This window comes from Pseudonocardia wallangbongensis (assembly GCF_054486945.1).
Window position 1 is genome coordinate 656255 of record NZ_JBRERS010000004.1, and the last position, 22223, is coordinate 678477.

The 22223-nt window shown below is 72.0% G+C and carries 17 protein-coding genes; 8 read left to right on the top strand and 9 right to left on the bottom strand.

From position 1 onward, the window contains the following. Positions 1-105: 105 nt before the first annotated feature. The gene (locus tag ACU436_RS18360) at positions 106-4002 is read right to left on the bottom strand and encodes a hypothetical protein (protein WP_459026790.1); all 3897 of its coding nucleotides are present in this window, start codon (positions 4000-4002) and stop codon (positions 106-108) included. Beyond that, positions 3999-5291 (bottom strand): MFS transporter, encoded by a 1293-nt coding sequence (locus ACU436_RS18365; RefSeq protein WP_459026792.1) that lies wholly within the window; start codon positions 5289-5291, stop codon positions 3999-4001. Before ACU436_RS18365 ends, ACU436_RS18360 begins: the two co-directional genes overlap by 4 nt. A gap of 314 nt (positions 5292-5605) precedes the next feature. Here ACU436_RS18365 and ACU436_RS18370 point away from each other — a divergent pair, with 314 nt between their 5' ends. From ACU436_RS18370 to ACU436_RS18395, 6 genes are all read left to right on the top strand, one after another. Further along, positions 5606-5971, top strand: a complete 366-nt coding sequence (locus ACU436_RS18370; RefSeq protein WP_459026794.1) for an L-rhamnose mutarotase — start codon at positions 5606-5608, stop codon at positions 5969-5971. Continuing rightward, entirely contained in the window at positions 5968-7125 is a 1158-nt protein-coding gene (gene rhaI / locus ACU436_RS18375) for an L-rhamnose isomerase (protein WP_459026796.1), read from the top strand. Before ACU436_RS18370 ends, rhaI begins: the two co-directional genes overlap by 4 nt. A 90-nt stretch (positions 7126-7215) precedes the next feature. After that, positions 7216-9252: a bifunctional aldolase/short-chain dehydrogenase gene (locus ACU436_RS18380; protein WP_459026798.1), complete on the top strand. Its 2037-nt coding sequence runs from the start codon at positions 7216-7218 to the stop codon at positions 9250-9252. 81 nt (positions 9253-9333) lie between these two features. Next, complete coding sequence (locus ACU436_RS18385) at positions 9334-10785, top strand: arabinose isomerase (protein ID WP_459026799.1); 1452 nt, start codon at positions 9334-9336, stop codon at positions 10783-10785. Then, positions 10782-12233 carry a rhamnulokinase gene (locus ACU436_RS18390; protein WP_459026800.1) on the top strand — a complete coding sequence of 484 codons (1452 nt, stop codon included), beginning with the start codon at positions 10782-10784 and terminating at the stop codon, positions 12231-12233. Before ACU436_RS18385 ends, ACU436_RS18390 begins: the two co-directional genes overlap by 4 nt. A gap of 132 nt (positions 12234-12365) precedes the next feature. After that, complete coding sequence (locus ACU436_RS18395; protein ID WP_459026802.1) at positions 12366-12839, top strand: GNAT family N-acetyltransferase; 474 nt, start codon at positions 12366-12368, stop codon at positions 12837-12839. A 67-nt stretch (positions 12840-12906) separates the two neighbouring features. On the opposite strand, the gene ACU436_RS18400 is transcribed toward ACU436_RS18395, so the two are convergent. From ACU436_RS18400 to ACU436_RS18430, 7 genes are all read right to left on the bottom strand, one after another. Then, positions 12907-14058, bottom strand: a complete 1152-nt coding sequence (locus tag ACU436_RS18400; RefSeq protein WP_459026804.1) for a sialidase family protein — start codon at positions 14056-14058, stop codon at positions 12907-12909. A 3-nt stretch (positions 14059-14061) separates the two neighbouring features. Beyond that, positions 14062-14982, bottom strand: a complete 921-nt coding sequence (locus ACU436_RS18405) for an amidohydrolase family protein (protein ID WP_459026805.1) — start codon at positions 14980-14982, stop codon at positions 14062-14064. Beyond that, a complete protein-coding gene (locus tag ACU436_RS18410) occupies positions 14979-15755 on the bottom strand; it encodes an ATP-binding cassette domain-containing protein (protein ID WP_459026807.1) in 777 nt (258 codons plus the stop codon). The genes ACU436_RS18405 and ACU436_RS18410 overlap by 4 nt, the downstream gene beginning before the upstream one ends. A gap of 10 nt (positions 15756-15765) precedes the next feature. Then, on the bottom strand, positions 15766-16641 hold the full coding sequence (locus tag ACU436_RS18415) for an ABC transporter ATP-binding protein (RefSeq protein WP_459026809.1): 876 nt from the start codon (positions 16639-16641) through the stop codon (positions 15766-15768). Positions 16642-16711: 70 nt separating this feature from the next. Further along, the gene (locus tag ACU436_RS18420; RefSeq protein ID WP_459026811.1) at positions 16712-17626 is read right to left on the bottom strand and encodes an ABC transporter permease; all 915 of its coding nucleotides are present in this window, start codon (positions 17624-17626) and stop codon (positions 16712-16714) included. Further along, complete coding sequence (locus ACU436_RS18425) at positions 17623-18609, bottom strand: ABC transporter permease (RefSeq protein WP_459026813.1); 987 nt, start codon at positions 18607-18609, stop codon at positions 17623-17625. Before ACU436_RS18425 ends, ACU436_RS18420 begins: the two co-directional genes overlap by 4 nt. An 18-nt stretch (positions 18610-18627) precedes the next feature. Further along, positions 18628-19401, bottom strand: coding sequence for an IclR family transcriptional regulator (locus ACU436_RS18430; RefSeq protein WP_459026814.1), 774 nt, complete (start codon positions 19399-19401; stop codon positions 18628-18630). Positions 19402-19671: 270 nt separating this feature from the next. Between ACU436_RS18430 and ACU436_RS18435 the strand changes: the two genes are divergently transcribed. Further along, on the top strand, positions 19672-20565 hold the full coding sequence (locus tag ACU436_RS18435) for a DUF6282 family protein (protein ID WP_459026816.1): 894 nt from the start codon (positions 19672-19674) through the stop codon (positions 20563-20565). Between the two features lie 47 nt (positions 20566-20612). Then, a complete protein-coding gene (locus ACU436_RS18440) occupies positions 20613-22196 on the top strand; it encodes an ABC transporter substrate-binding protein (protein WP_459026817.1) in 1584 nt (527 codons plus the stop codon). Positions 22197-22223: the final 27 nt, after the last annotated feature.

Below are 22223 nucleotides of genomic sequence, written 5' to 3' on the forward strand. Positions count from 1 at the left end.
CCGTGAGCCAGTCCCCGCCGTCACGACCGTCGCCTCCCGAGAGCGCTGGAACGGATCGAGTCTAGTGCTCCCCAGGTCATGGCCCCGCCAGACGCGGCCGATCGGTCATCGAGATCCCCCGTACCGGTGCAGCGCCACCGGACCGAGCAGGCCGGTGCGCACCTGGCCCGCGTAGACACCGGCCGTGGGAGAGGCGTCGTCGAGGTACCCGGCCAGGGTGCCGCGCACGACCACCTCGATCTCGTTCTCGCCACGCCGCAGGTGTTCGGTGAGCTCGGCGCGCCACGGCCCCCACACGAGGCGCGCGGCGAGCACACCGTTCACGTGGACGTCGGCGGTGCCGCGCACCTCGCCGAGGTCGAGCACGCTGCGCCCACCCCCGCTGAGCCCGCCCTCGGCGACGACGACGGTCCGCCGGTAGGTGACGTGCCCGCCGAGCGCCCGCAGGCCCAGCTCCTCCCAGGGGACGAGCGGCACCTCGGCCTCGGCGACCTCCAGCTCGACCGGGCCGGAAAGCAGCGCGCCGCCGCGGCGGCCGTCCCGGGCGGTGACGCGGAGGAGCACGTCGCAGCCGTGGCGCGCGGGGAACCGGAGGGTGCCGCCGACCGGGGTGATCTCCGTGCCGTCCACCTCCGCCACCACCGGCAGCGGCGTCGGGACCCGCATCGCCACCGTTCCCGGCGGGACTCGCAACCGTAGCCACTCGGTGCGCTCCGGGCCGGGTGCCGTGTCCGGTACGACCGGGAGCACCACGTCCCGCCCGGCCGTGGCCGGATCGAGCCAGGCCGCCCCGGGCAGCGGGTGGGGCCGCGGCTGCGCGCACACGAACGCGGGGTCGCCGGGATGCCGGCGGCGCAGCACCACCGGCGCCGCGGCGCCGCCCCGCCGGGCGGTCCAACCGGGCCCGCTGCACACGCCGAGGTCCGGGGAGTCCAGGGCGGCGGCGGTCGGCTCACCGCCCTGGTCGGTCACGCGAAGAACCACCTCGTTGGCGCCGGCGCGCAGGTGCGGGCCGACGTCGTAGGCGTGGACGCGGACCTCGCGGTGGTCGGGATACGGCTGGAAGTCGCCCTGGCGGCCGACCTCGACGCCGTTCACGAGCACGCGGCACGCCCCGTCCGAGCCCACGTGCACCCGAGCGTCGGCGGGGACCGCGTCGAGGGGGAGGTCGAGGACGAGGTCGGCGGACTCGCCGACCACCAGGTCCGCGGCCGGCAGCATCCACTCGGGGCGCCGGTACCCGGCCGCGTCGGCCACCACCGCGAACGCCGCGCGCAGCGGGCCGTCGCGCTCGGCGGTCAGCTCGATCTCGACGGCCACCGTGCGGCCGGCCGGGAGCGGGCTGAACGACAGGTGGCCGCTTCCGTCGACCGGCACCTCGGCGCCGTCGACGCGCACGCGCCGGGGCGCACCGGCACCGACGGCGAGCAGCAGGCCGGGCCGGTCGGGGAGCGGCAGGTGGGTGCGCACGGCCACCCGCTCGCCCGCGCGGACCCGCCGCCAGTCCAGGAACTCCTCCGGCACGTGCCCCTTGGGGCCGAGGGTCTCGGCGTGCGCGGGGTCGTTGCGGATGCCGCGCGAGAGCGACCACTCGACCGGCCGCCACTGCGACCCCGGGTCCCGGACCTCGGCGAACGGCCCGAAGCCCGCCGTGACCGGCGCCCACTCCCCGCCGTCGGCCGCGTGCTCCAGGCGCCAGGCCTCGATCGGGAGGGTCCCGGCGCGGTCGGCGGCGGCGAGGTCCCCCCACCGGTTGTCCAGCGTGGACTCCGGGCGGGCGCGCCACGGCCCGTCGAGCCGGATCGTGTCCACCACGGGGCCGAGCGGCCGCGCGGTCGCGGCCGGGAGGTCCGGGCCGAGGACGACGAGGGCCACCGCGCCGTCGTCGAAGGGCACGGTGAGCTCCCACGCACCGCCCGGCGCGGCCGTGACCTCCAGCTCGGTGCGCCGGCCCGTGCCCGGCGCCCAGCTCTGCGCCCGCGGCCGCCCGATCCCCGTCACCCGCACCCGCGCGACCCGGTCGCCGGGCGGGCGGAACCGGTAGCCGGTGGTGCGGAGGGCGTCGTTGTAGCCCTGCCAGGTGAAGCCGCTCTCCAGCCACGACCCGTGCAGGTCCAGGATCGGTGCGGCGGTGCCGGAGCGGTCGTCGTGGGCGGTGAGCGCGAGGACGTGCGCGGTGCCGTGCCGGCGGAGCAGGAACGGGGCGTCGGCCCGTACCCGGACCGGGCCGTGCCGCACGGCGTCCGGCACGGCTTCGGCCGTCGGGACCAGCGCGATCGTGCCGTCGGCCACCGCCGCCGCGAACCGCTCGCCGACGTCCGCGTCGCCGCCGACGAAGAGCTCCGGCGCCCGCTCCACGCAGAGCACCCGCCCACCCGCGGCGGCGAACTCGAGCAGCCGCTCCGCCGCGTCGGCGTGCAGCGCGGACACCGCGGGGAGCACGACCGTGGAGAAGGTCTCCCCGCCGACCCGCAGCCCGTCGGCGAGCACATCACCCGCGGCGAAGGTCTCCTCGTCGAGGGCGTCGTGGTCGATGCCCGCGCGCTCCAGCACACCGCGGCGTTCGGAGAGCCACGAGTTGACGCCGTTCAGCTCGCGGAACACCCGGTTCACGCGCTCGGCGTCCGGGAGCGCCCCGGCGAGCGTGACGTGGGCCTGCGCGGTGGTGGTGGGGGAGAGCAGCAGCACGTCGGCGACGTGCGTACCGGCCGTCAGCACCGAGCAGAGCCGGGCCACCGCGGTGGCGAACACCGGGTAGGACGGCCAGTAGGGCTGGCGCCAGCAGGTGGACGGCGGTGCCCACTCCCACCAGCCGCCCACGGTGGAGTAGTAGACGGCGTGCGGGTCGTAGAGGGTGGCGCCGCGGCGCAGGAACGCCGAGAGCCAGTCGTAGGTCTCCTCGAGGGTGCCGCCCCATCCGGAGGAGTGGAACGCCTCGACCCAGGTGCGCTCGTGCCCGCCCGCGTGCGCGAGGGAGCTGTGGACCTTGGCGTCACCCCAGTGGTCGCTGCCGGGGGCACCGTAGCCGCGGTGCAGGCCGAGGTAGTCGCCGTAGGTGTGCACGCCGCCGACCGGGTCGCCCTCCCGGGCCGGCGAGGCCTGGTCGAAGCCGCAGACGAGCCCGCGCTCGGCGAACCAGGCGTCGTGCTGGTCGAAGAAGCCGCGGCGGGCGAGCGTCGCGCGGTGGGCGTGGTAGTCGCGGCGCACCCGGGCCGCCTCCGGGGAGGCGTCCGGCTCCCACAGCGCCCACAGCCGGGGGAGCAGGTCGTAGCCGTGCGCCTCGGCGAACGTGGCGGCGAAGTCGCTGCCCCAGGTCGGCATCGGCGGCAGCTCGTCCTGGAAGAAGCCGCCGATGCTGCGGCCGAACCGGTGGCCGACGGTCTTCTCCATGGTGCCGTGGACCCGGTCCAGCAGCGCCGCGCAGGCCCGGGTGGAGAAGTAGTCGAAGCCGCTGGTGCCGGCGTGGACGAGCGTGACGCGGGCCGGTGCGCCCACCCAGCGCACGCCACCGCCCTCCAGCGGGACGGCGACCCGCTCGCCGTCCCGCAGTACCGCGAAGGCGGCGAGCGGCTCGTGCCCCGCCGGCGGGGTGACGGACAGGTCCGTGCCCTCGCGCTCCGTCCGGTGCAGCGCCTGCCCGGCGAACGCCGGCTCGGCCGCGACCAGCTCCCCCTGGAAGTTCGCCCCGGAGAACCCGATCTGGTCGTACAGCCAGAGCGTGAAGCCCAGCTCCTCGGCGTCGGCGCAGGCGGCGTCGAACAGGTCCAGCCACTCCGGTGACAGGAACGGCGGGTCGTCGGCCACCGAACCGAACATCGGCCCGGTCGGCGCCAGGCAGAGCACCACGGCCTGCCGGACGCCGCCCGCCACGAGCCGCTCCATCTGCCAGCGCAGCCGCTCCCGGGTGACGGTCGCGCCGCTCCACCACCAGATGGGCAGCGGGCCGTACTGCGGGCCGGGGTCGGTGAACCGGGCGAGCAGGTCCTCGACCCCGCCCGTCATGCGGCCGCCCGCTCGGCCTCGATCTGCTCGAGCGACTTGCCGACGGTGTCGGGCATCCAGAAGAACCCGATGACGCCGCTGATCAGCAGGAACACCGTGAGCAGCAGCGCGACCGGCCCGATCTCCACCGCCGCGAGGATCGGTACGAAGAACGACCAGATGCCCAGCAGCGTGCGGGCCACGCCGAACGTGAAGCCCTGCGCGGTGCCGCGCAGCATCGTCGGGAACAGCTCCTGGCTGAACACCTTGTAGGTCGGCTCGCCCGCGAGCGAGGCACCGATGCCGAACAGCACGATGTTGGCGATCACGACCGGCACCGTGAACGGCAGGAAGAGGTAGATCGCGTACGAGGCGACCTGCAGCAACGCGCCGATGCCCCACATCATCCGGCGGGTGCGGTAGCTGCGGTCGTTGTAGGGCATGAACACGAAGACGGTCGAGAGGATCGTGATGATGAACCCGGCGGAGGACAGCGCCACGCCCGCCGCCTGCGTGCCCGCCCCGAGCGTCTCGACCACGTAGGGCGTGAAGATGCCGGCCGTGCCGGCGGCGAGGCCCCAGAACGTGTAGATGGAGGCCGTCCAGACGAGAGCGCGCAGGTTCGGGCCGCGGAACAGCGCCGCCACCTGGTCGCCCATCGCGCGGGCCCGGCCCGCGGCGGCCGTCCAGCGCGCGGACTCGACCATGCCGCGGCGCAGCGCCCAGGTCACGAGCGCCACGATCGCGAGGTGGATGAACACGATCCGCGTGCCCAGCAGGCCGATCGGGCTCAGCACGAGCGCCAGCACCAGCACCACGACCGGGCCGAGGCTCCAGGCCACCTGTGTGAGCCCGATGAGGCGCCCGCGGCCCTTGGCCGGCGCGAACTCGCCCACCAGCGCGAGCGACGTGGGCACGTCCGCGCCGACGGCGACGCCGACGATGAACGTGCCGGCGAACAGCATCGCCGGGTTCACCGCGAACGCGATCAGCAGGATGCCGAGCGCGTAGATGAGCAGGTCCCACTTGTAGATGCGCTTGCGGCCGAGCGTGTCGCCGAGCCGCCCGCCGATGAACGCGCCGATCGCGCATCCGATGGCGTTCGGCCCGATCGCGGCGAGCGCTCCGACCCCGAAGCTGGAGAGGCCCAGCTCGGACTGGAACAGCGTGAGCCCGGCGCCCAGCGCCACGATCGAGCCGGCGTCGAGGTAGGACGCCATCGCGGCGAGCACGGACCACTTCCACTGCTGCCTGCTGATCGTCGTGTCGTCCCCGCCGGGCTGGACCCCGACGGAATCGGGTGCGGCCATGGGCTCTCCTCGTCCTCGTCGACGCAGTGCGGGTTGAAACGTATTAAGCGGGGAGGCTAGCGCCGGCGCCGACCGGCAACAAGCCCCAATTTTCACGCTCAAAGTTGGGATCATCCCAACCCAATGCGCGATCGAGGAGGGTGTCTCGCGCGTGCCGCGCCGCGTCGATGGAGCGAACGGCGCATTCGCTCGCGCCTAGCGGGCGGGCGTGCCGCTCGCTCCGTGCGGCGGGTGTGGCGGCGACCCCGTTGACGCCCCAGCCGGCGACCCCTACAGTGAATTGAAAGGTTTCATTCCGTCGTCGACGTCGTCGCATGGAGGGCCGAGCGCCGATGCGCTACTGCTTCCTGCTCCAGGTCCGGCCCGACCGCCTGGACGAGTACAAGGAACGCCACAGCGCGGTGTGGCCGGAGATGCTCGCGGCGTTGCGCGACACGGGCTGGCGGAACTACTCGCTGCACGCCCGCGAGGACGGCCTGCTGGTGGGGTACGTCGAGTGCGACGACCTGGCCGCCGCGCAGCGCGCGATGGCCGACACCGCCGTGAACGCCCGCTGGCAGGCCGAGATGGCGCACTACTTCACCGGCCTCGACGGCCGGGCCCCGGACGAGGGATTCCTCGTCCTCGAGGAGGTCTTCCACCTGGAGGACCAGTTGTCCCGAACGGAGAACGACAGGTGAGAGACGTCCGGACCGCCTTGGCGCAGCAGCGGATCGAGACCCCGTCGTGGGCCTACGCCAACTCCGGCACCCGGTTCAAGGTGTTCGCGCAGGCCGGGGTGCCGCGCAACCCGGAGGAGAAGCTCGCCGACGCCGCCGTCGTGCACCGGCTCACCGGCGTCGCACCCACCGTTGCGCTGCACATCCCGTGGGACCGGGTGGACGACTACGCGGCGCTCGCCAAGTACGCCGCCGACCAGGGCGTCGCCATCGGGGCCATCAACTCCAACGTCTTCCAGGACGACGACTACAAGCTCGGCTCCGTCACCAACCCCGACCCCGCCGTGCGCCGCAAGGCCACCGACCACCTGCTCGAATGCGTCGACATCATGGACGCCACCGGCAGCCGCGACCTCAAGCTCTGGTTCTCCGACGGCACCAACTACCCGGGGCAGGACTCGATCCGCGCCCGGCAGGACCGGCTCGCCGAAGCCCTGCGCGAGGTGTACGACCGGCTCGGCGACCACCAGCGGATGCTGCTGGAGTACAAGCTGTTCGAGCCGGCCTTCTACTCCACCGACGTCCCGGACTGGGGCACCTCGTACGCCCACTGCCTCGAGCTGGGGCCCAAGGCCACCGTCTGCATCGACACCGGCCACCACGCGCCCGGCACCAACATCGAGTTCATCGTGGCGTTCCTGCTGCGCGCCGGGAGGCTCGGCGCCTTCGACTTCAACTCCCGCTTCTACGCCGACGACGACCTCATGGTCGGCGCGGCCGACCCGTTCCAGCTGTTCCGGATCATGCACGAGATCGTCTCCGCCGACGCGCTCGGCGCCGACGCCGGCATCGCGTTCATGCTGGACCAGTGCCACAACATCGAGCCGAAGATCCCCGCGATCATCCGGTCCGTGCTGAACGTCCAGGAGGCCACGGCCAAGGCCCTGCTCGTCGACGCCGAGGCGCTCGCCGCCGCGCAGCAGGCCGGTGACGTGCTCGGCGCCAACGCGGCGATGATGGACGCCTACAACACCGACGTGCGGCCGCTGCTGCGGGAGGTCCGCGAGGAGATGGGCCTGGCTGCCGACCCGATGGCCGCCTACCGGAGCTCCGGCTACGCGGAGAAGATCGTGGCGGAACGGGTGGGTGGCGAGCAGGCGGGCTGGGGCGCGTAGGCCCGGCCCGAAGTTCAGGAAAGCCACATTCCTGAACTGCAGGTACATGAATGTGGCTTTCCTGAACTTCAGAGACTCTCGGAAGGGACCATGACCAACCCCGTCGTCCAGGAGCTCATCAGCCGGAGCAACCGGCTCGGGGCCGACCCGACCACCACCAACTACGCGGGCGGCAACACGTCCGCGAAGGGCTCCGAGACGGACCCGGTGACCGGTCAGCCGGTCGACCTGATCTGGGTGAAGGGCTCCGGCGGCGACCTGGGCACGCTCACCGAGAAGGGCCTCGCGGCGCTGCGGCTGGACCGGATGCGCGCGCTCGTCGACGTCTACCCGGGGGTCGAGCGCGAGGACGAGATGGTCGCCGCGTTCGACTTCTGCCTGCACGGGAAGGGCGGCGCGGCGCCGTCGATCGACACGGCGATGCACGGGCTCGTCGAGGCCGAACACGTCGACCACCTGCACCCCGATGCCGGCATCGCGATCGCCGCGGCCGCCGACGGTGAGGCGCTCACCAAGGAGATCTTCGGCGAGCGGGTGCTGTGGGTGCCGTGGCGGCGCCCCGGCTTCCAGCTGGGGCTCGACATCGCGGCGGTGAAGGCGGCCAACCCACAGGCCATCGGCGTGATCCTGGGTGGCCACGGCATCACGGCGTGGGGCGCCACCAGCGAGGAGTGCGAGCGCAACTCGCTCGAGATCATCCGCACCGCCCAGGCCTACCTCGACTCGCGGGCCACGTCAGAGCCGTTCGGCCCGCTGCGCCCCGGTTTCGAGCCGCTCCCGGCGGACGAGCGGCGGGCCCGTGCGGCCGCGCTCGCGCCCGTCGTCCGCGGGCTGGCGTCCACCGACCGTCGCCAGGTCGGGCACTTCACCGACCCGGACGTCGTGCTCGACTTCCTGTCCCGGGAGAAGCTCGCGCCGCTCGCCGCGCTGGGCACCTCCTGCCCCGACCACTTCCTGCGCACGAAGGTCGCGCCGCTCGTGCTCGACCTTCCGGCCACCGCGCCCCTCGACGAGGTGATCGCGCGGCTGAAGGAGCTGCACGCGGCCTACCGCGAGGACTACCGCGCCTACTACGAGCGGCATGCCGTCCCGGACAGCCCGGCGATGCGCGGCGCCGACCCGGCGATCGTGCTGGTCCCCGGCGTGGGCATGTTCAGCTTCGGCGCCAACAAGCAGACCGCGCGCGTGGCAGGCGAGTTCTACGTCAACGCGATCAACGTGATGCGCGGCGCCGAGGCCGTCTCGACCTACGCACCGATCCCGGAGTCGGAGAAGTTCCGCATCGAGTACTGGGCGCTCGAGGAGGCCAAGCTCCAGCGGATGCCCAAGCCCAAGCCCCTGGCCACCCGGATCGCGTTCGTCACCGGCGGCGGGTCGGGCATCGGCAAGGCCATCGCCCGGCGGCTGGCCGCCGAGGGCGCCTGCGTGGTCGTGGCCGACCGGGACGGCGAGTCGGCGGCCGCGGTCGCCGCGGAGCTGGGCTCGACCGACGTGGCGGTGCCGGTCACCGTCGACGTCACCGACCCGGCGGCGGTCGCCGCGGCCGTAGACGCCGCGGCGCTGACGTTCGGCGGCGTGGACCTCGTGGTCAACAACGCCGGCCTGTCGATCTCCAAGCCGTTGCTGGAGACCACCGACGCCGACTGGGACCTGCAGCACGACGTCATGGCGAAGGGTTCGTTCCTCGTCTCCCGGAGTGCCGCCAAGATGATGGTGGGCCAGGGCCTCGGCGGCGACATCGTCTACATCTCCAGCAAGAACGGCGTGTTCGCCGGCCCGAACAACGTGGCCTACGGCGCGGCGAAGGCCGACCAGGCCCACCAGGTGCGGCTGCTCGCGGCCGAGCTGGGCGAGCACGGCATCCGCGTCAACGGCGTGAACCCGGACGGCGTCGTGCGCGGCTCGGGGATCTTCGCGGGCGGCTGGGGCGCCCAGCGCGCCGCCGTCTACGGCGTGCCGGAGGAGGAGCTGGGCGCCTTCTACGCCCAGCGGACGCTGCTGAAGCGGGAGGTGCTGCCCGAGCACGTGGCGGCGGCGGTCTTCGCGCTCACCGGCGGCGACCTCACCCACACCACGGGCCTGCACATCCCGGTGGACGCCGGCGTGGCGGCGGCCTTCCTGCGCTGACGCGCCCGTGAGTGGATACGAGTGCTCCAGCACCCGTATCCACTCACGACCCCGCATCTCGACCGACTCGAGGAGGAGCCGATGACCACCGTCGCCGAGGCGCGCGGGTCCGCCCTGCGCCGCGTCACGCCACGCCGGACCACCGTGGGGCTCGTCGCCGGTGGGCTCGGCGCCTACTGGCCGCAGTTCCCCGACCTGCTCCCGCAGCTGCAGCGCTCCGCGGCGCGGGTGTCGGAGCGGCTGCGCCAGGTCGGCGACATCGACGTGGTCGACGTCGGGTTCATCTCCGACGCCCCGGAGGGTGCCGTCGCGGCGGAGAAGCTGCGCGGCGCGGGCTGCGACCTGATCGTCGGCTTCCTCACGACGTACATGACGGCGTCGATGCTGCTGCCGGTGGCGCAGCGCAGCGGGGCGCCGGTGCTGCTGATCAACCTGCAACCCACCGAGAAGATGGACCACGAGAACTTCGACACCGGGGCCTGGCTCGCGTACTGCGGCGCCTGCCCGCTGCCGGAGATGGCCAACGCGTTCGAGCGCGCGGGCGTCGACTTCCGGTCGGTGTCGGGGTACCTGGAGGACGAGCGCGTGTGGGCCCGGATCGAGCGCTGGGTGAAGGCCGCGGGCGTGCGCGGGGCCCTGCGGCACGGCCGGCACGGGCTGATGGGCCACCTCTACCCGGGCATGCTCGATGTCTCCACCGACCTCACGTCGGTGTCGACCCAGCTCGGCGGGCACGTCGAGGTGCTGGAGTTCGACGACCTGCGGGTGCGCGTGGAGGACGTCACCGACGTGCAGGTGCGCGAGCGCGTGGCGCAGGCCGGGGAGGTGTTCGAGCTCGACGGCACCGTGAACCCGGACGACCTCGCCTGGGGCGCGCGCGTCTCGGTGGGGCTGGACCGGCTCGTCGACGACTTCGCGCTGGACTCGCTCGCCTACTACCACCGCGGCCTGAACGGCGAGCAGCACGAGAAGCTCGGCGCCGGCATGATCCTCGGCGCCTCGCTGCTCACCGGCCGCGGCGTGCCGGCGGCGGGGGAGTACGAGCTGCGCAACTCCATCGCCATGCTGGTGATGGACCGGCTCGGCGGCGGCGGTTCGTTCACCGAGCTGCAGGCGCTGAACTTCGTCGACGACGTGGTGGAGATGGGCCACGACGGGCCCGCGCACCTGGCGATCAGCTCGCGCAAGCCGCTCCTGCGCGGCCTGGGCGTCTACCACGGCAAGCGCGGCTGGGGCGTGTCCGTCGAGTTCGTCGTGACGCAGGGCCCGGTCACGACGTTCGGGATCGGGCAGCGCCGCGACGGCCGCTACGTGATGGTCGCCTCGGAGGGCACGGTGGTGCCCGGCCCGGTGCTCAAGATCGGCAACACCACGTCCCGCGTCGACTTCGGTTGTGACCCCGGCGAGTGGACCGACGCCTGGAGCGCCTCCGGTGTCGACCACCACTGGGCGCTCGGCACCGGGCACCGCGCCGCTGAGCTCGAGGCCGTGGCCGAGCTGCTCGGGCTCGAGTTCGTCCAGGTGCGGGTGTGAGGGTCGCGGCGGTCGACCTGGGCGCTTCCAGCGGCCGGGTGATGGCCGCCGAGGTCGGTCCCGACCGGCTCGAGCTCACCGAGGTCGCGCGGTTCCCCAACGGGCCCGTCCGGTTGGGCGACACGCTGCACTGGGACGTGCTGGCGCTGTACCGCGGCCTGCTCGACGGGCTGCGCGCCGCGGGGCCGGAGCTGGACTCGGTGGGCATCGACTCGTGGGGCGTCGACTTCGGCCTGCTCGACGCCACCGGCGCCCTGCTCGGCAACCCGGTGCACCACCGCGACGCCCGCACCGACGGCGTGGCCGAGCGGGTGAACGGGGTCGTCCCGCCCGCCGACCTGTACGCGGCCACCGGCGTGCAGGTGATGCCGATCAACACGATCTACCAGCTGGTGGCGGCGCTCGGCACGCCGCAGCTGGCCACGGCGCGGGACCTGCTCCTGCTGCCCGACCTGCTCGCCTACTGGCTCACCGGCACCCGCCGCGCCGAGGTGACCAACGCGTCCACCACCGGGCTGCTCGACGTCGGCGCTCGGGCCTGGTCGGACGACGTCGCCCGCCGCGTGGGCATCGACCCGCGCCTGTTCGCGCCGCTCGTCGAGGCGGGGGAGCGGATCGGGCACGTCGCGCCGCACGTGCTCGCCGACACCGGCCTCACCGGCCCGCTCCCCGTGATCGCGGTGGGTTCGCACGACACGGCGTCCGCGGTGGTGGGCGTGCCGGCCGAGGGGGAGCGGTTCGCGTTCATCTCCTGCGGCACGTGGTCGCTGGTCGGGGTGGAGCTGGCTGAGCCGGTGCTCACCGAGCCGAGCCGGGTCGCCAACTTCTCCAACGAGCTGGGCGTCGACGGCACGGTGCGCTACCTCCGCAACGTGATGGGGTTGTGGCTGCTGCAGGAGTGCCTGCGCGGGTGGCCGGACACCGACCTGCTCACCGTTCTCGACGAGGCCGCCGCCGCTCCGGCCTTCGCCGCGGTCGTCGACGCCGGCGCCCCCGAGTTCCTCGCACCCGACCGCATGCCCGAACGCATCGCCGACGCCTGCCGGCGGCTCGACCAGGACCCGCCCGCCACCCGGGCCGCCACCGTCCGCTGCGTGCTGGAGAGCCTCGCGCTCGCCCACCGCCGCGTGGTGCGCCAGGCCGCGGCGCTGTCCGGCCGGGACGTCGACGTCGTGCACGTCGTGGGCGGCGGGTCCCGCAACGCCCTGCTCTGCCAGCTCACGGCCGACGCCTGCGGCCTCCCCGTCGTCGCGGGCCCGGTGGAGGCCACGGCGATGGGGAACGTCCTGGTGCAGGCCCGCGCCCTCGGGGCGCTGCACGGCGACCTCGCATCCCTGCGTGCCCTCCTGCGCGCCACGCAGCCGCTGAAGCGTTACGAGCCGCAGGGCGACGAGCGCGCGTGGGTGGAGGCCGAGCAGCGGCTGGAGCGGGCCCCCGCCCGGGCCTGAGCCGCTCCCGGTCCGCGGCGCAGCCGCGCGGGCCTTGTGGTCGCACACCAACATGCGCGCTCACGCATGAACTGCAGTTGGTGTGTGGGCGCCGAAGTCCGTGTGTGACCTCGCAGTCGTAGCGTGAGCCGCGTGGCATCCGACCTGCGGATCGAGGCCGTCCCGTTCGACCACCCCGACGCCGTCGCGTTGTGCGTCGCGCAGCGGGCCGAGCTGACCGAGCGCTACGGCACCCCGGACAGCGAGCCCGGCCCTGCCCCGACCGCCGCAGACACGACGGTGTTCCTGCTCGCCCGCGACGCGGACGGCACGGCGGTGGGCTGCGGCGCGCTGCGCGCGCTGGGGGAGGGGACGGGTGAGGTGAAGCGCATGTACGTGGTGCCGGAGCGGCGGCGCGCCGGGGTGGCCGGGGCCGTGCTCGCGGCCCTCCAGGCGGAGGCGGCACGCCGCGGCTGGACGATCCTGAAGCTGGAGACGGGCACCGAGCAGCCCGACGCGATGACCTTCTACGAGCGCCACGGCTACCGCCGGATCCCCAACTTCGGGCACTACGCGGGCTCCGAGCTCTCGGTCTGCTACGAGCGCGCCCTCGCCGTCCGGGGCTGAGCCTGGATGTACGAGCGGCCCGTTCGTCCAGCCCTATCGGACGAGCGGGCCGCTCGTCGCATTGCGATCAGTCGGGCACGAAGATGCTGCGCGCGATGTGGCGGACGCCACCGCCCGCCTCCGACGCGCCGTTGAAGTAGTACAGCGCCCCGATCTTGCCCGGCTCGGCCTCGAAGGCGTTCGGGTACCCGAGGTCCCAGCTGCCGCCGTCGTCCCGGACGACGATCTCGGGGCTCCACGTGTGCCCCTCGTCCTCGCTCACGACAGCGCGGATGCCGTGCGGCTTCAGGCGGTACCCGTAGACGACGACCAGCCGCCCGTCCGCCATCACGACCAGGCTGCCGGGCGCCCCGAAGTCGTTGACGCGGGACCGGAACGCCCAGGTGAGCCCGCCGTCGTCGCTGTGGTGCAGCTCGGTCCACATCACGCCCCGCGGATCGCGCTGGCAGCGCAGCGTGCACAGGATGCGGCCGCTGGGCAGCATGGTGCCCCGCGGGTAGAACCAGCGGTGCCCGCCGAAGCGGTACGTGGTGTTCCAGGTGCCCGCGGCGGCCGCGAAGGGGTCGCGCTCCGGGGTGACGAAGGACAGGAACCGGAACTCCGTGCCGTCGTCGGTGCTGGCGTACACGAGCGGCCGCCGGTTCCAGCCGCTCTCGTCGATCGAGGTCAGGAACAGCAGGCATCGACCGTCCGGGCGCACCATCGCGGAGTTCATCGCCGACAGCGAATGCAGGCCCTCCAGCGGCAGCTCGGCGGGCGGGGTCCAGCTGTGACCGGCGTCCGTGGAGATGCGCACGAACGATCGGCCTTCCGGGGTGCCGAAATCGATGCTGCTGTTCCCCACCAGGACGCTGCCGTCGCAGAAGTCGAACGGCCCGAACTCGCAGAGGTCCGGGGGAGCCTCGCCCGCCGGGGCCGTGACCCGCGGGTAGACGTCGAGCTCGGGGTCGCCCCAGGTGCGCCCGCGGTCGAGCGACCGGACGGTGACCATCCGACCCCCGTCGCCGCCGGACCTGCGCTCGCCGAGCCGGTCGTGGCTGATCGCGGAGGCGTCGCTGTAGTCGGCGTCCACCGACAGGAAGTTGGCGACCAGCTCGCCGGCACCGGTCTGCCAGAAGCCCATGACGTAGGGCCACCCGGAGAACTCGCCCTCGCGGCGGTAGACCACCGCGTGGTCGGCGTCCTTCGCCGCTCGCGGCGGACCGAACGTTCGGATCATCGCCTATCCCTCCAGGTACGCGCGTGCGGCGTTGTCGCACAGGAAGCGTCGGGCCTCGTCGGGGGTCAGGAAGTCGGCAGCGGAACGGGCCATCGCCGTCTTCTCGGTGTAGTTCCAGAGCGTGCTCTGGCCGACGTCGGAGCCCCACATGACGCGGTCGGGGCCGAATCCGTCGACGAGCCGCCGGACGATGTGCGCCGGCCGCACGCCCTCCGCGACGAGCCGTTCCATGTTGATCTCGGTGATCTTGAAGTGGACGTTCGGCACATCCTCGAAGATCGCGATCGTCCGGTCGATCCCGAAGTGCGGTGCCGTGGGCAGGACGACGTCCTCCCCGGCCTCCTTCGCGAGCCTGACCTCGTACTGGGACATGCCGTAGGGCATGGCGCCGTGGTCGAGCAGGATCGGCAGGTCGGGGAACCGGCGGGCGATGATCTCGATGAGGGGCAGCGTGTAGGGCAGTTGCTTCATGAACAGGCCGAGCGTCATCGGGGTGCCGAGCTCGGCGCAGGTCCTCCAGACCTCCAGCGCGCGGTCCGAGCACATCCACGCCGGGTCGAGCAGCCACGGCCGTTCACCCTGCATCCGGAACCCGCGGACGTGGTCGTGCCGGACCATGTCGCGGTAGCGGTCCGGTGTCGCCGGGTCCTGGGGGTCGAGGATCACCACCGGGTGCAGACGTCCGGGGTGCTCGTGGGCGGAGTCAATGATGTAGCTGTTGTCGAAACCGTAGAGCCGGCCGCGCTGGACGAGGCACGCGGCGGTGACGTCGTGGGCGTCCATCATCGCGATCAGCGAGTCGACCGTCACCGTGTACTCGGTCCGGGCCGGTGGCGGCGCTCCGGCGTTCTTCGATGCCGGCGGGTAGGCGTCCCAGTCGTCGCCGATCACGTGCGCGTGCGCATCGAACAAGGATGCTGTCATCCGGCTGCCTCCGGTCCGATCGTCAGCATGGGCGCCGCGGCCAGCAGCGTCCGCGTGTAGTCGTGCGACGGAGCGGAGAAGATGTCGTTCTTGGGGCCCTCCTCGACGATCCGTCCCGACCGCATGACGTAGACGTGGTCCGCGACCTTCTGCACGACCGGGAGGTCGTGGGTGATGAAGACGTAGCCGACGCCGAGCCGCTCCTTGAGGTCCGCCATCACCCGCAGGACGCCGGCCTTCACCGAGGCGTCCAGCGCGGACACGGCCTCGTCGGCCACGATGATGCGGGGGCTCAGGGCGATCGCACGGGCGATGAGCACGCGCTGCCGCTGCCCGCCGCTCAGCTCGTGCGGGTAGCGGTCGAGGAACCGTTCCGCGGGCGTCATGCCCACCAGCCGGAGCACGTCGACGACCTTCTCGCGGGTCTCGGGCCGGGTCGTCGTGATGCCGTGCAGCCGGATCACCTCGCCGACGGTGCGTTCCACCGTCTTGCGCGGGTTCAGTGACCCGGCCGGGTCCTGGAGGACGGCCTGCACGTTCCGGCGGTAGCCCGTCCGCTGTGGTCCGGTCATGGCCGTGACCGGCACGCCGTCCAGCTCCACGGTGCCCGCCGAGGGTGGGATGAGGTCGAGGAGGATGCGCGCGAGGGTGCTCTTGCCGCTGCCGCTCTCCCCGACGATCGCGACGAACTCACCGGGGCGCGCGCGGATCGACGCGTCGTCGACCGCGCGGACCGGTTCCGCGGAGCGCCGTCCGCGGAAGACCTTGGACACGCTTCTGGCCTCAAGGAGCACCGGTCACCTCCGCGGTGAGCTCGCGCCGGAGTGCCGGCGGGATGGAGTACAGCTCCGTGTCCTCGTCGGTGAGGCTGCGCACGCTCCGCAGGAGCGCCCGGGTGTACGTGTGCCGCGGCTCCCGGAGCACGCGCTCCGTCGGGCCTTCCTCGACGACGTGACCCGCGTACATGACGTAGATCCGATCGGTCATCCCGGCCACGACGGCGAGGTCGTGGGAGATCAGGATGAGCGAGGTCCGCAGTTCGGAGACGGCCCGGTCGAGGGTGCGGAGCACGCGTTGCTGGACGGTGGCGTCGAGCGCGGTCGTGGGCTCGTCGGCGACGATGAGCGAGGGCCGCTTCGCGATCGCGATGGCGATCAGCACGCGCTGCCGCATCCCGCCGCTCAGCTCGTGCGGGAAGGCGGTGGCGATCCGTTCCGCGTTCTCCAGCCCGGCCTGGCGGAGGAACTCGTGCACCGCCCGCATCCGGGTCGCGCGGTCCGCGCCCTCCCGCTCCCGCGGGATCGACTCGGCGACCTGCCTGCCGATCCGCATCGTCGGGTTCAGCGAGGTCAGGGGATCCTGGAAGATCATGGAGACGCGCTCGCGCCGGATCGGGTGCCAGTCCTCGGGCGCGGCGCCGACCATTTCCTGGCCGGTGAACCGGATCGACCCGGTCACCCGCACCCGCGGCGAGGTCGGCAACAGCCCGGCGATGGCGCGGGCCGTCACGGACTTCCCGGAGCCGGACTCGCCGACGACGCCGACGCGCTCCCCGTCGTGGACGACGAGGTCGACCTCGCGCACGGCCTCGACCTCGGTGCGGTGGCCCGTCGGCAGCAGCACGCGGAGGTTCTCCACGGCGACCAGGGGCTCGCTCATTGCTCGACCTCGCTGCGCTCGGCCGGCGCTTCGCGCAGGCGCTGTGACACTGATTCGCTCGCAAGCTCGCTCATTTCACCCTCCCCACGGTCGGGTTGAAGGCGTCGTTGAGGGAGTCGCCGAGCACGTTGACCGCCAGGACGACGAGGAAGATGCAGCAGCCGGGGAACAGCGCCAGCCACCAGCCGTCGCGGATGTAGGACTGGGCCGAGTTCAGCAGGGCTCCCCAGCTGGGGTTGCCGGGGTCTCCGATGCCGAGGTAGGCCAGGCCCGACTCGATGAGGATCGCTCGTCCCACGGTCATGCTGGTGGCGACGAGCACCGGCGGCATCGCGTTGGGGAGCACGTCGGACCACAGGATGCGCAGGCCGCGGAACCCGGCGGCGCGGGCGGACTCGACGTAGCCGAGTTGGGCGATTCGCATCGACTCGGCACGGACGATGCGCGCGACGCCGGGCCACATCGTGACGGCCAGGATCGCGACGATGATGAGCACGTTCGACCCGAGCAGTGCGGCCGCGACCAGCGCGAGGACGATCCCCGGCAGTACCTGGAAGAACTCCGCCACCTTCACCAGGACGGCGTCGAGGGTTCCGCCGTAGTAGCCGGCCAGCCCGCCGACCACCAGCGCGATCGTCATGCAGAGCAGGGCGACGCTGAACCCGACCAGGAGCGAGACCTGCCCGCCGTACACGACCCGGGCGAGGTAGTCCCGACCGAGCATGTCGGTTCCGAGCAGGTGCTCCCCGCCGGGCGGCAGCAGCTTCGCGTAGGCGGTCGCCACCGGGTCGGCGACGAGGAACGGCCCGATCACGGCGACGAGGGCCAACACGACCAGCAGGAGGACGAACGCGATGGTCGAAGGCTTGCTGAAGAACGAGCGCCACGCGGAGTGCGCGTGGTCCGGCCCGGACGCCGAGGCCGATTCCGGCGCCGGGGTGCCCGGCGGTGGCATTCCAGTGGCCGTCTCCTCCCGCGTCGTCATGCGACCATTTCCTTCTTCTTCGGCGCGAACCGGTCGCGCAGCCGTGGATCGACCAGCCCGTAGACCACGTCGGTGACGATGTTCACGATGATGATCGTGAACGTCAGCACGATCACGATGCCGAGGACCACCATGTTGTTCTTCCGGTCGATGGCCTCGACGAAGAGCAGCCCCATTCCCGGCCACCCGTACACCCGCTCGGTCAGGACGGATCCCGCGAGGACGAATCCCAGGCTGTACCCGGAGACGGTGACCATGGGCAACAATGCGTTCGGCAATGCGTGGCCCCAGAGGATCCGCGACGAGGACAGCCCTTTCGACCGCGCGGTGTCGATGAAGTCCTGCCCCAGCGACTCGATCATCGACGACCGCATGATGCGGATCTTGTACGCCAGCTCGCTCGTCGCCATCGTGATCACCGGCAGCACCATGTACTCCAGCGCGATCCCGGACTGGCCGTACGGGCTCTTCCCCTGGGGCGGCAGCCAGTCCAGCGTGACGGCGAAGACCAGGATCAGCAGCATCCCGAGCCAGAAGTTCGGAACGGAGAACAGCCCGACGGCGCTGCCCGAGATGCCGCTGTCGAGCCAGCGCCTGCGGGTGCGCGCCGCGATCGAACCCAGTGCGATACCGCCCAGGGTGGAGAGCATGAAGGAGGGAACGGCCAGTGCGAGCGTGTTGCCCACCCGGCTCATGATGAGGTCGAGTACCGGCTCCCGGTTCGTCGCGAAGGAATAGCCGAGGTCTCCGGTCAGCACGTTTCCGAGGTAGATGGCGTACCGCTCCCACACGGGCTTGTCCAGCCCGTAGGACGCGATGATGCGATCGCGGAACTCGTCGGACAGCGGAACGTCACCGACGAGGGCCTGAACCGGGTCGCCGGGGGCGAGCTCCAGCAGGAAGAAGAGCACCGTGATGACGGCGACGAAGAGGATGAAGGACGAGAGAAGCAATCTGCCGTAGTAGAGAAAGCGTGCCTTCATCGGCACCTCCTCGTCGGGTCAATGCTGGGGACGGACTCCGCCCATGGCCTTGCTCAACGCGCGGGCGGCGTCGCGGAGCTGGGTGGCGACGTCGCCCTGCGGGTCGAGCGGGAGCACGTCGTTGGTGGCGATCAGGGCGAGGCTCGCGCAGATGCTGAACTCGTCGAAGACGGGGGCGGCCATGGCGTGCACGCCCTGGTCGTCGGCGCCCATGGCGATGTGGTCGGTGCCGGACAGCTCGCGGATCTCGCGGACCACGCCGGACCGGGTGTCGTCGGGCAGGCTGCCCAGCAGGCGGTCGACGCGGAGCTGGTCGACCATGTGGGCCAGGAAGATCTTCGCCTGCGCGGTCACGAGGGACAGCTGGGTGCCGACGCGGACGGTCACCAGGACCGTCCGGGTCGGGTCCTCCTCGACGCGGGAGACGATCGGCCCGGTGGAGCCCCACAGGCTGAGCACCGTCGTCAGCCCCGTCACCGAGCAGAGCTCCCGCATGTACCCGGGTGCGAGGTCGACGACCTTGCGCCGGCCGATCGCGAACGCCCCGAGCTGCAGCAACAACGCGCCGGGGACGAAGGTTCCCGGCGCGGTGCCCCGCTCCAGGAGACCCGCCGACACGAGTGAGGTGCAGTACCGGTAGGTCGTCGTCCGGTTGAGCTCGAGCCGCTCGGCGGCCTCTCCGGCCGTCAGCTCCGGGGTCTCCGGGCCGAACAGCCGCAGGATCTGTGCTGCCCGGTCGACGGCCTGGATCTCGGTGCCGCCGGACCGCGCGTCGTCGTACATGTCGGGCATCGGGTCTCCGTTCGGGGCGAGAACTGTCGGTTCACACCGTGCACTGCGCGCCCCAGTTCTCCGACGGCGCCGACCGTACAACCGCTATGTGAACATTGCAATAGCGATCCGAACGGCCTGGAGTCAGGTCGCCCGACCTTCAGCGAGATGACCGCGACAATTGTCCCGGATCCGGGTGAGTCACTCATCGACGATGTTCACATTGCGGATTGACAGTACGCATTGTGGTCGGCCAAGGTCGGAGCGCCATCGATGTCACGGAGGTCGTCCATGGAGCCCAGCCCCACCGTCGCCCGGATCCTCGACGGGCTGGTGGACCTGCACTGCCACTCCGGGCCGGGCCCGTTCCCGCGGGAGTTCGACCACGTCGACGGCGCCCGGGACGGCCAGCGGATCAACATGCGGGCGTTCGTCGCCAAGTCCCACCACCACAACACGGTGATGGACCTGCACGCGGCGCACCGGTCGTTCGAGGGGATCAGCACCAGGGTGTTCGGCGGCATCGTGCTGAACAACCAGGTGGGCGGGATCAACCCGTACGCGGTGGAGATGTGCCTGCGGATGGGCGGCAAGATCGTCTGGTTTCCGACGTTCTCCTCCCGGCGGCACATCGAGCACCAGGAGGCCGCGCTCGCGGCGGGATTCCCGCGCAGCGCCGTGCAGCTCACGACCGTGCCGGTGCTCATCCACGACGACGAGGGCCGGCTGCGCGGCGAGGTCGTCCAGGTCGCCGACGTCGTGGCCGAGACCGGGGCCGTCCTGAACGGGGGGCACCTGCATCCCGACGACATGGCCGAGCTGTTCGCGGTGGGCGCCCAGCGCGGCGTGCAGCGGATGGTGGCCAGCCATCCCAACTTCATCAGCGATCTGACGCTCGCGCAGGCGGTCGACCTCGCCGAGCGGGGCGTGTTCATGGAGCACGAGGTCGGCATGTACCTGCCCGACGATCACCAGCACTTCGGGATCGAGGTGCTGCTGGAGTGGATCGAGGCGGTCGGCGTCGAGCGCACAGTGCTCGCCTCCGACCTGGGACAGGTGGGGCGCACCCGCCCGGTCGACGCGTTCATCGAGGTCACGACGGCGCTGCTGGACCACGGCGTCGACGAGAAGCACCTGCGCCGGATGCTCGTCGACAACCCCACGTACCTGCTGAACCTCGACTGAATCCGCTGGTCCCGGACGGATCTCTGCAGAGAGGCAGGAGACATGCGATGACGAGAACTCGACGGGGGCGGCTGCTCGCGGCCGTGGTGGCCGGTGCGCTCGCGCTGGCCGCCTGCAGCGGCAGCGGTGGCGGCGACGGCGACCGGATCTGGGTCCGGGCCATCAACGGCGACCCCATGACCATGGGGCTGAACGCGCAGCTGGTGACCGGTTCGATCCCGAAGACGTTCAGCGCGCAGATCATGGACCCGCTGATCTTCGTGGCGAGCGACTCGACGCTCTCGCCCGCGCTGGCGCAGAGCTGGGAGGTCAGCCCGGACGGGCTGGACCTGACGCTGCGGCTCCGCGAGGGCGTCAGGTGGCACGACGGGCGGCCGTTCACGGCCGAGGACGTGAAGTTCAACTTCGAAGAGATCGTGCCGTTGTCGACCTACGGTGCCGCGCTCGCCGACCGGATCGAGTCGGTCGAGATCACCGACCCGAGCACCGTGGTCGTGCACCTCGACCAGCCCTACGGCCCGCTGCTGGAGGCGGTCGCGGAGCAGTTCATGGTGCCGAAGCACGTCTACGAGGGCACCGACTACGTCACCAACCAGGCGAACAAGGAACCGATCGGCACCGGCCCGATGAAGTTCGGCCACTACACGCCGGGACAGGAGGTCGTGCTCGAGAAGAACCCCGACTTCTGGGGAGGCGAGGTCCAGGTCGACCGCGCCGTCTTCACGATCATCCCGGACCCCAACAGCCGCGCCGAGGCGCTGTTCTCCGGCGAGATCGACGAGGCGATCCTGGACGTGTCGCAGCAGGACCGGGTGGAGGCCGACGAGAACACGCGGCTGATGGAGGCCGGCACCTTCCCCGAGTACATCCCGATGATGTTCAACGCGCGCGGCGAGCACCTCGCCGATCCGGCGGTCCGGGCCGCGGTGTTCGCGGCGGCCGACCGCACCGCGGTCGCGCAGACCGCGCTGGCGGGGGTGGGGGTCCCCGCGAAGCGGCTGTTCCCGGACCGGCCGGAGTGGGCGCTCAACACCGACATCGACTTCGACCGCGACTTCCCGCACGACCTCGCCGCGATCAACGCCACCCTCGACCGGGCCGGGTTCCCACGCGGCCCGGACGGCCTCCGGTTCACCCTCACACTGCGCTACATCAGTTCCCTCACGGCGACGGCCGCCACGGCGGAGATGGTGAAGTCGATGCTGGCCGAGGTCGGGATCGGGGCGGAGCTCGTCGGCACGTCGGGCGCGGTGTTCACGGAGAAGGTCTACAAGGACAACGAGTTCGACCTGGCCTTCCTGCGGACGAGCCTCGGCGCCGAACCCAGCATCGGGATCACCCGGTGGTACACCTGCAACGAGCGCAAGGCCGCGGCGTCCAACCCGTCGGGCATCTGCGACCCGCAGATCGACGCCGCCGCGGCGGCCGCCCTCGCCGCCACCGACCAGACCGAGCGCGGCGAGGCCTACAAGACGCTGCAGGCCCGCGCCGCGGAGCTGATGATCCAGGCGCCGCTGGCCTGGTTCAACGGCGGGTTCCCCACGGTCAGCACCGCGCGCTGGCACGGCCTGGACGAGCCGCAGGCGCTCGCCGAGCGCAAGGCCTGGCTGACGATGACGCCGACGCTCTAGTGCCCCGAACCGAAAGTCCACCACATA

Excerpts from the sequence above, each read along its gene's own strand:
- ACU436_RS18360 (WP_459026790.1), bottom strand. The coding sequence starts at position 4,002 with ATGACGGGCGGGGTCGAGGACCTGCTCGCCCGGTTCACCGACCCCGGC.
- ACU436_RS18365 (WP_459026792.1), bottom strand. The coding sequence starts at position 5,291 with ATGGCCGCACCCGATTCCGTCGGGGTCCAGCCCGGCGGGGACGACACG.
- ACU436_RS18370 (WP_459026794.1), top strand. The coding sequence starts at position 5,606 with ATGGAGGGCCGAGCGCCGATGCGCTACTGCTTCCTGCTCCAGGTCCGG.
- ACU436_RS18380 (WP_459026798.1), top strand. The coding sequence starts at position 7,216 with ATGACCAACCCCGTCGTCCAGGAGCTCATCAGCCGGAGCAACCGGCTC.
- ACU436_RS18385 (WP_459026799.1), top strand. The coding sequence starts at position 9,334 with ATGACCACCGTCGCCGAGGCGCGCGGGTCCGCCCTGCGCCGCGTCACG.
- ACU436_RS18400 (WP_459026804.1), bottom strand. The coding sequence starts at position 14,058 with ATGATCCGAACGTTCGGTCCGCCGCGAGCGGCGAAGGACGCCGACCAC.
- ACU436_RS18405 (WP_459026805.1), bottom strand. The coding sequence starts at position 14,982 with ATGACAGCATCCTTGTTCGATGCGCACGCGCACGTGATCGGCGACGAC.
- ACU436_RS18415 (WP_459026809.1), bottom strand. The coding sequence starts at position 16,641 with ATGAGCGAGCCCCTGGTCGCCGTGGAGAACCTCCGCGTGCTGCTGCCG.
- ACU436_RS18420 (WP_459026811.1), bottom strand. The coding sequence starts at position 17,626 with ATGACGACGCGGGAGGAGACGGCCACTGGAATGCCACCGCCGGGCACC.
- ACU436_RS18425 (WP_459026813.1), bottom strand. The coding sequence starts at position 18,609 with ATGAAGGCACGCTTTCTCTACTACGGCAGATTGCTTCTCTCGTCCTTC.
- ACU436_RS18430 (WP_459026814.1), bottom strand. The coding sequence starts at position 19,401 with ATGCCCGACATGTACGACGACGCGCGGTCCGGCGGCACCGAGATCCAG.
- ACU436_RS18435 (WP_459026816.1), top strand. The coding sequence starts at position 19,672 with ATGGAGCCCAGCCCCACCGTCGCCCGGATCCTCGACGGGCTGGTGGAC.
- ACU436_RS18440 (WP_459026817.1), top strand. The coding sequence starts at position 20,613 with ATGACGAGAACTCGACGGGGGCGGCTGCTCGCGGCCGTGGTGGCCGGT.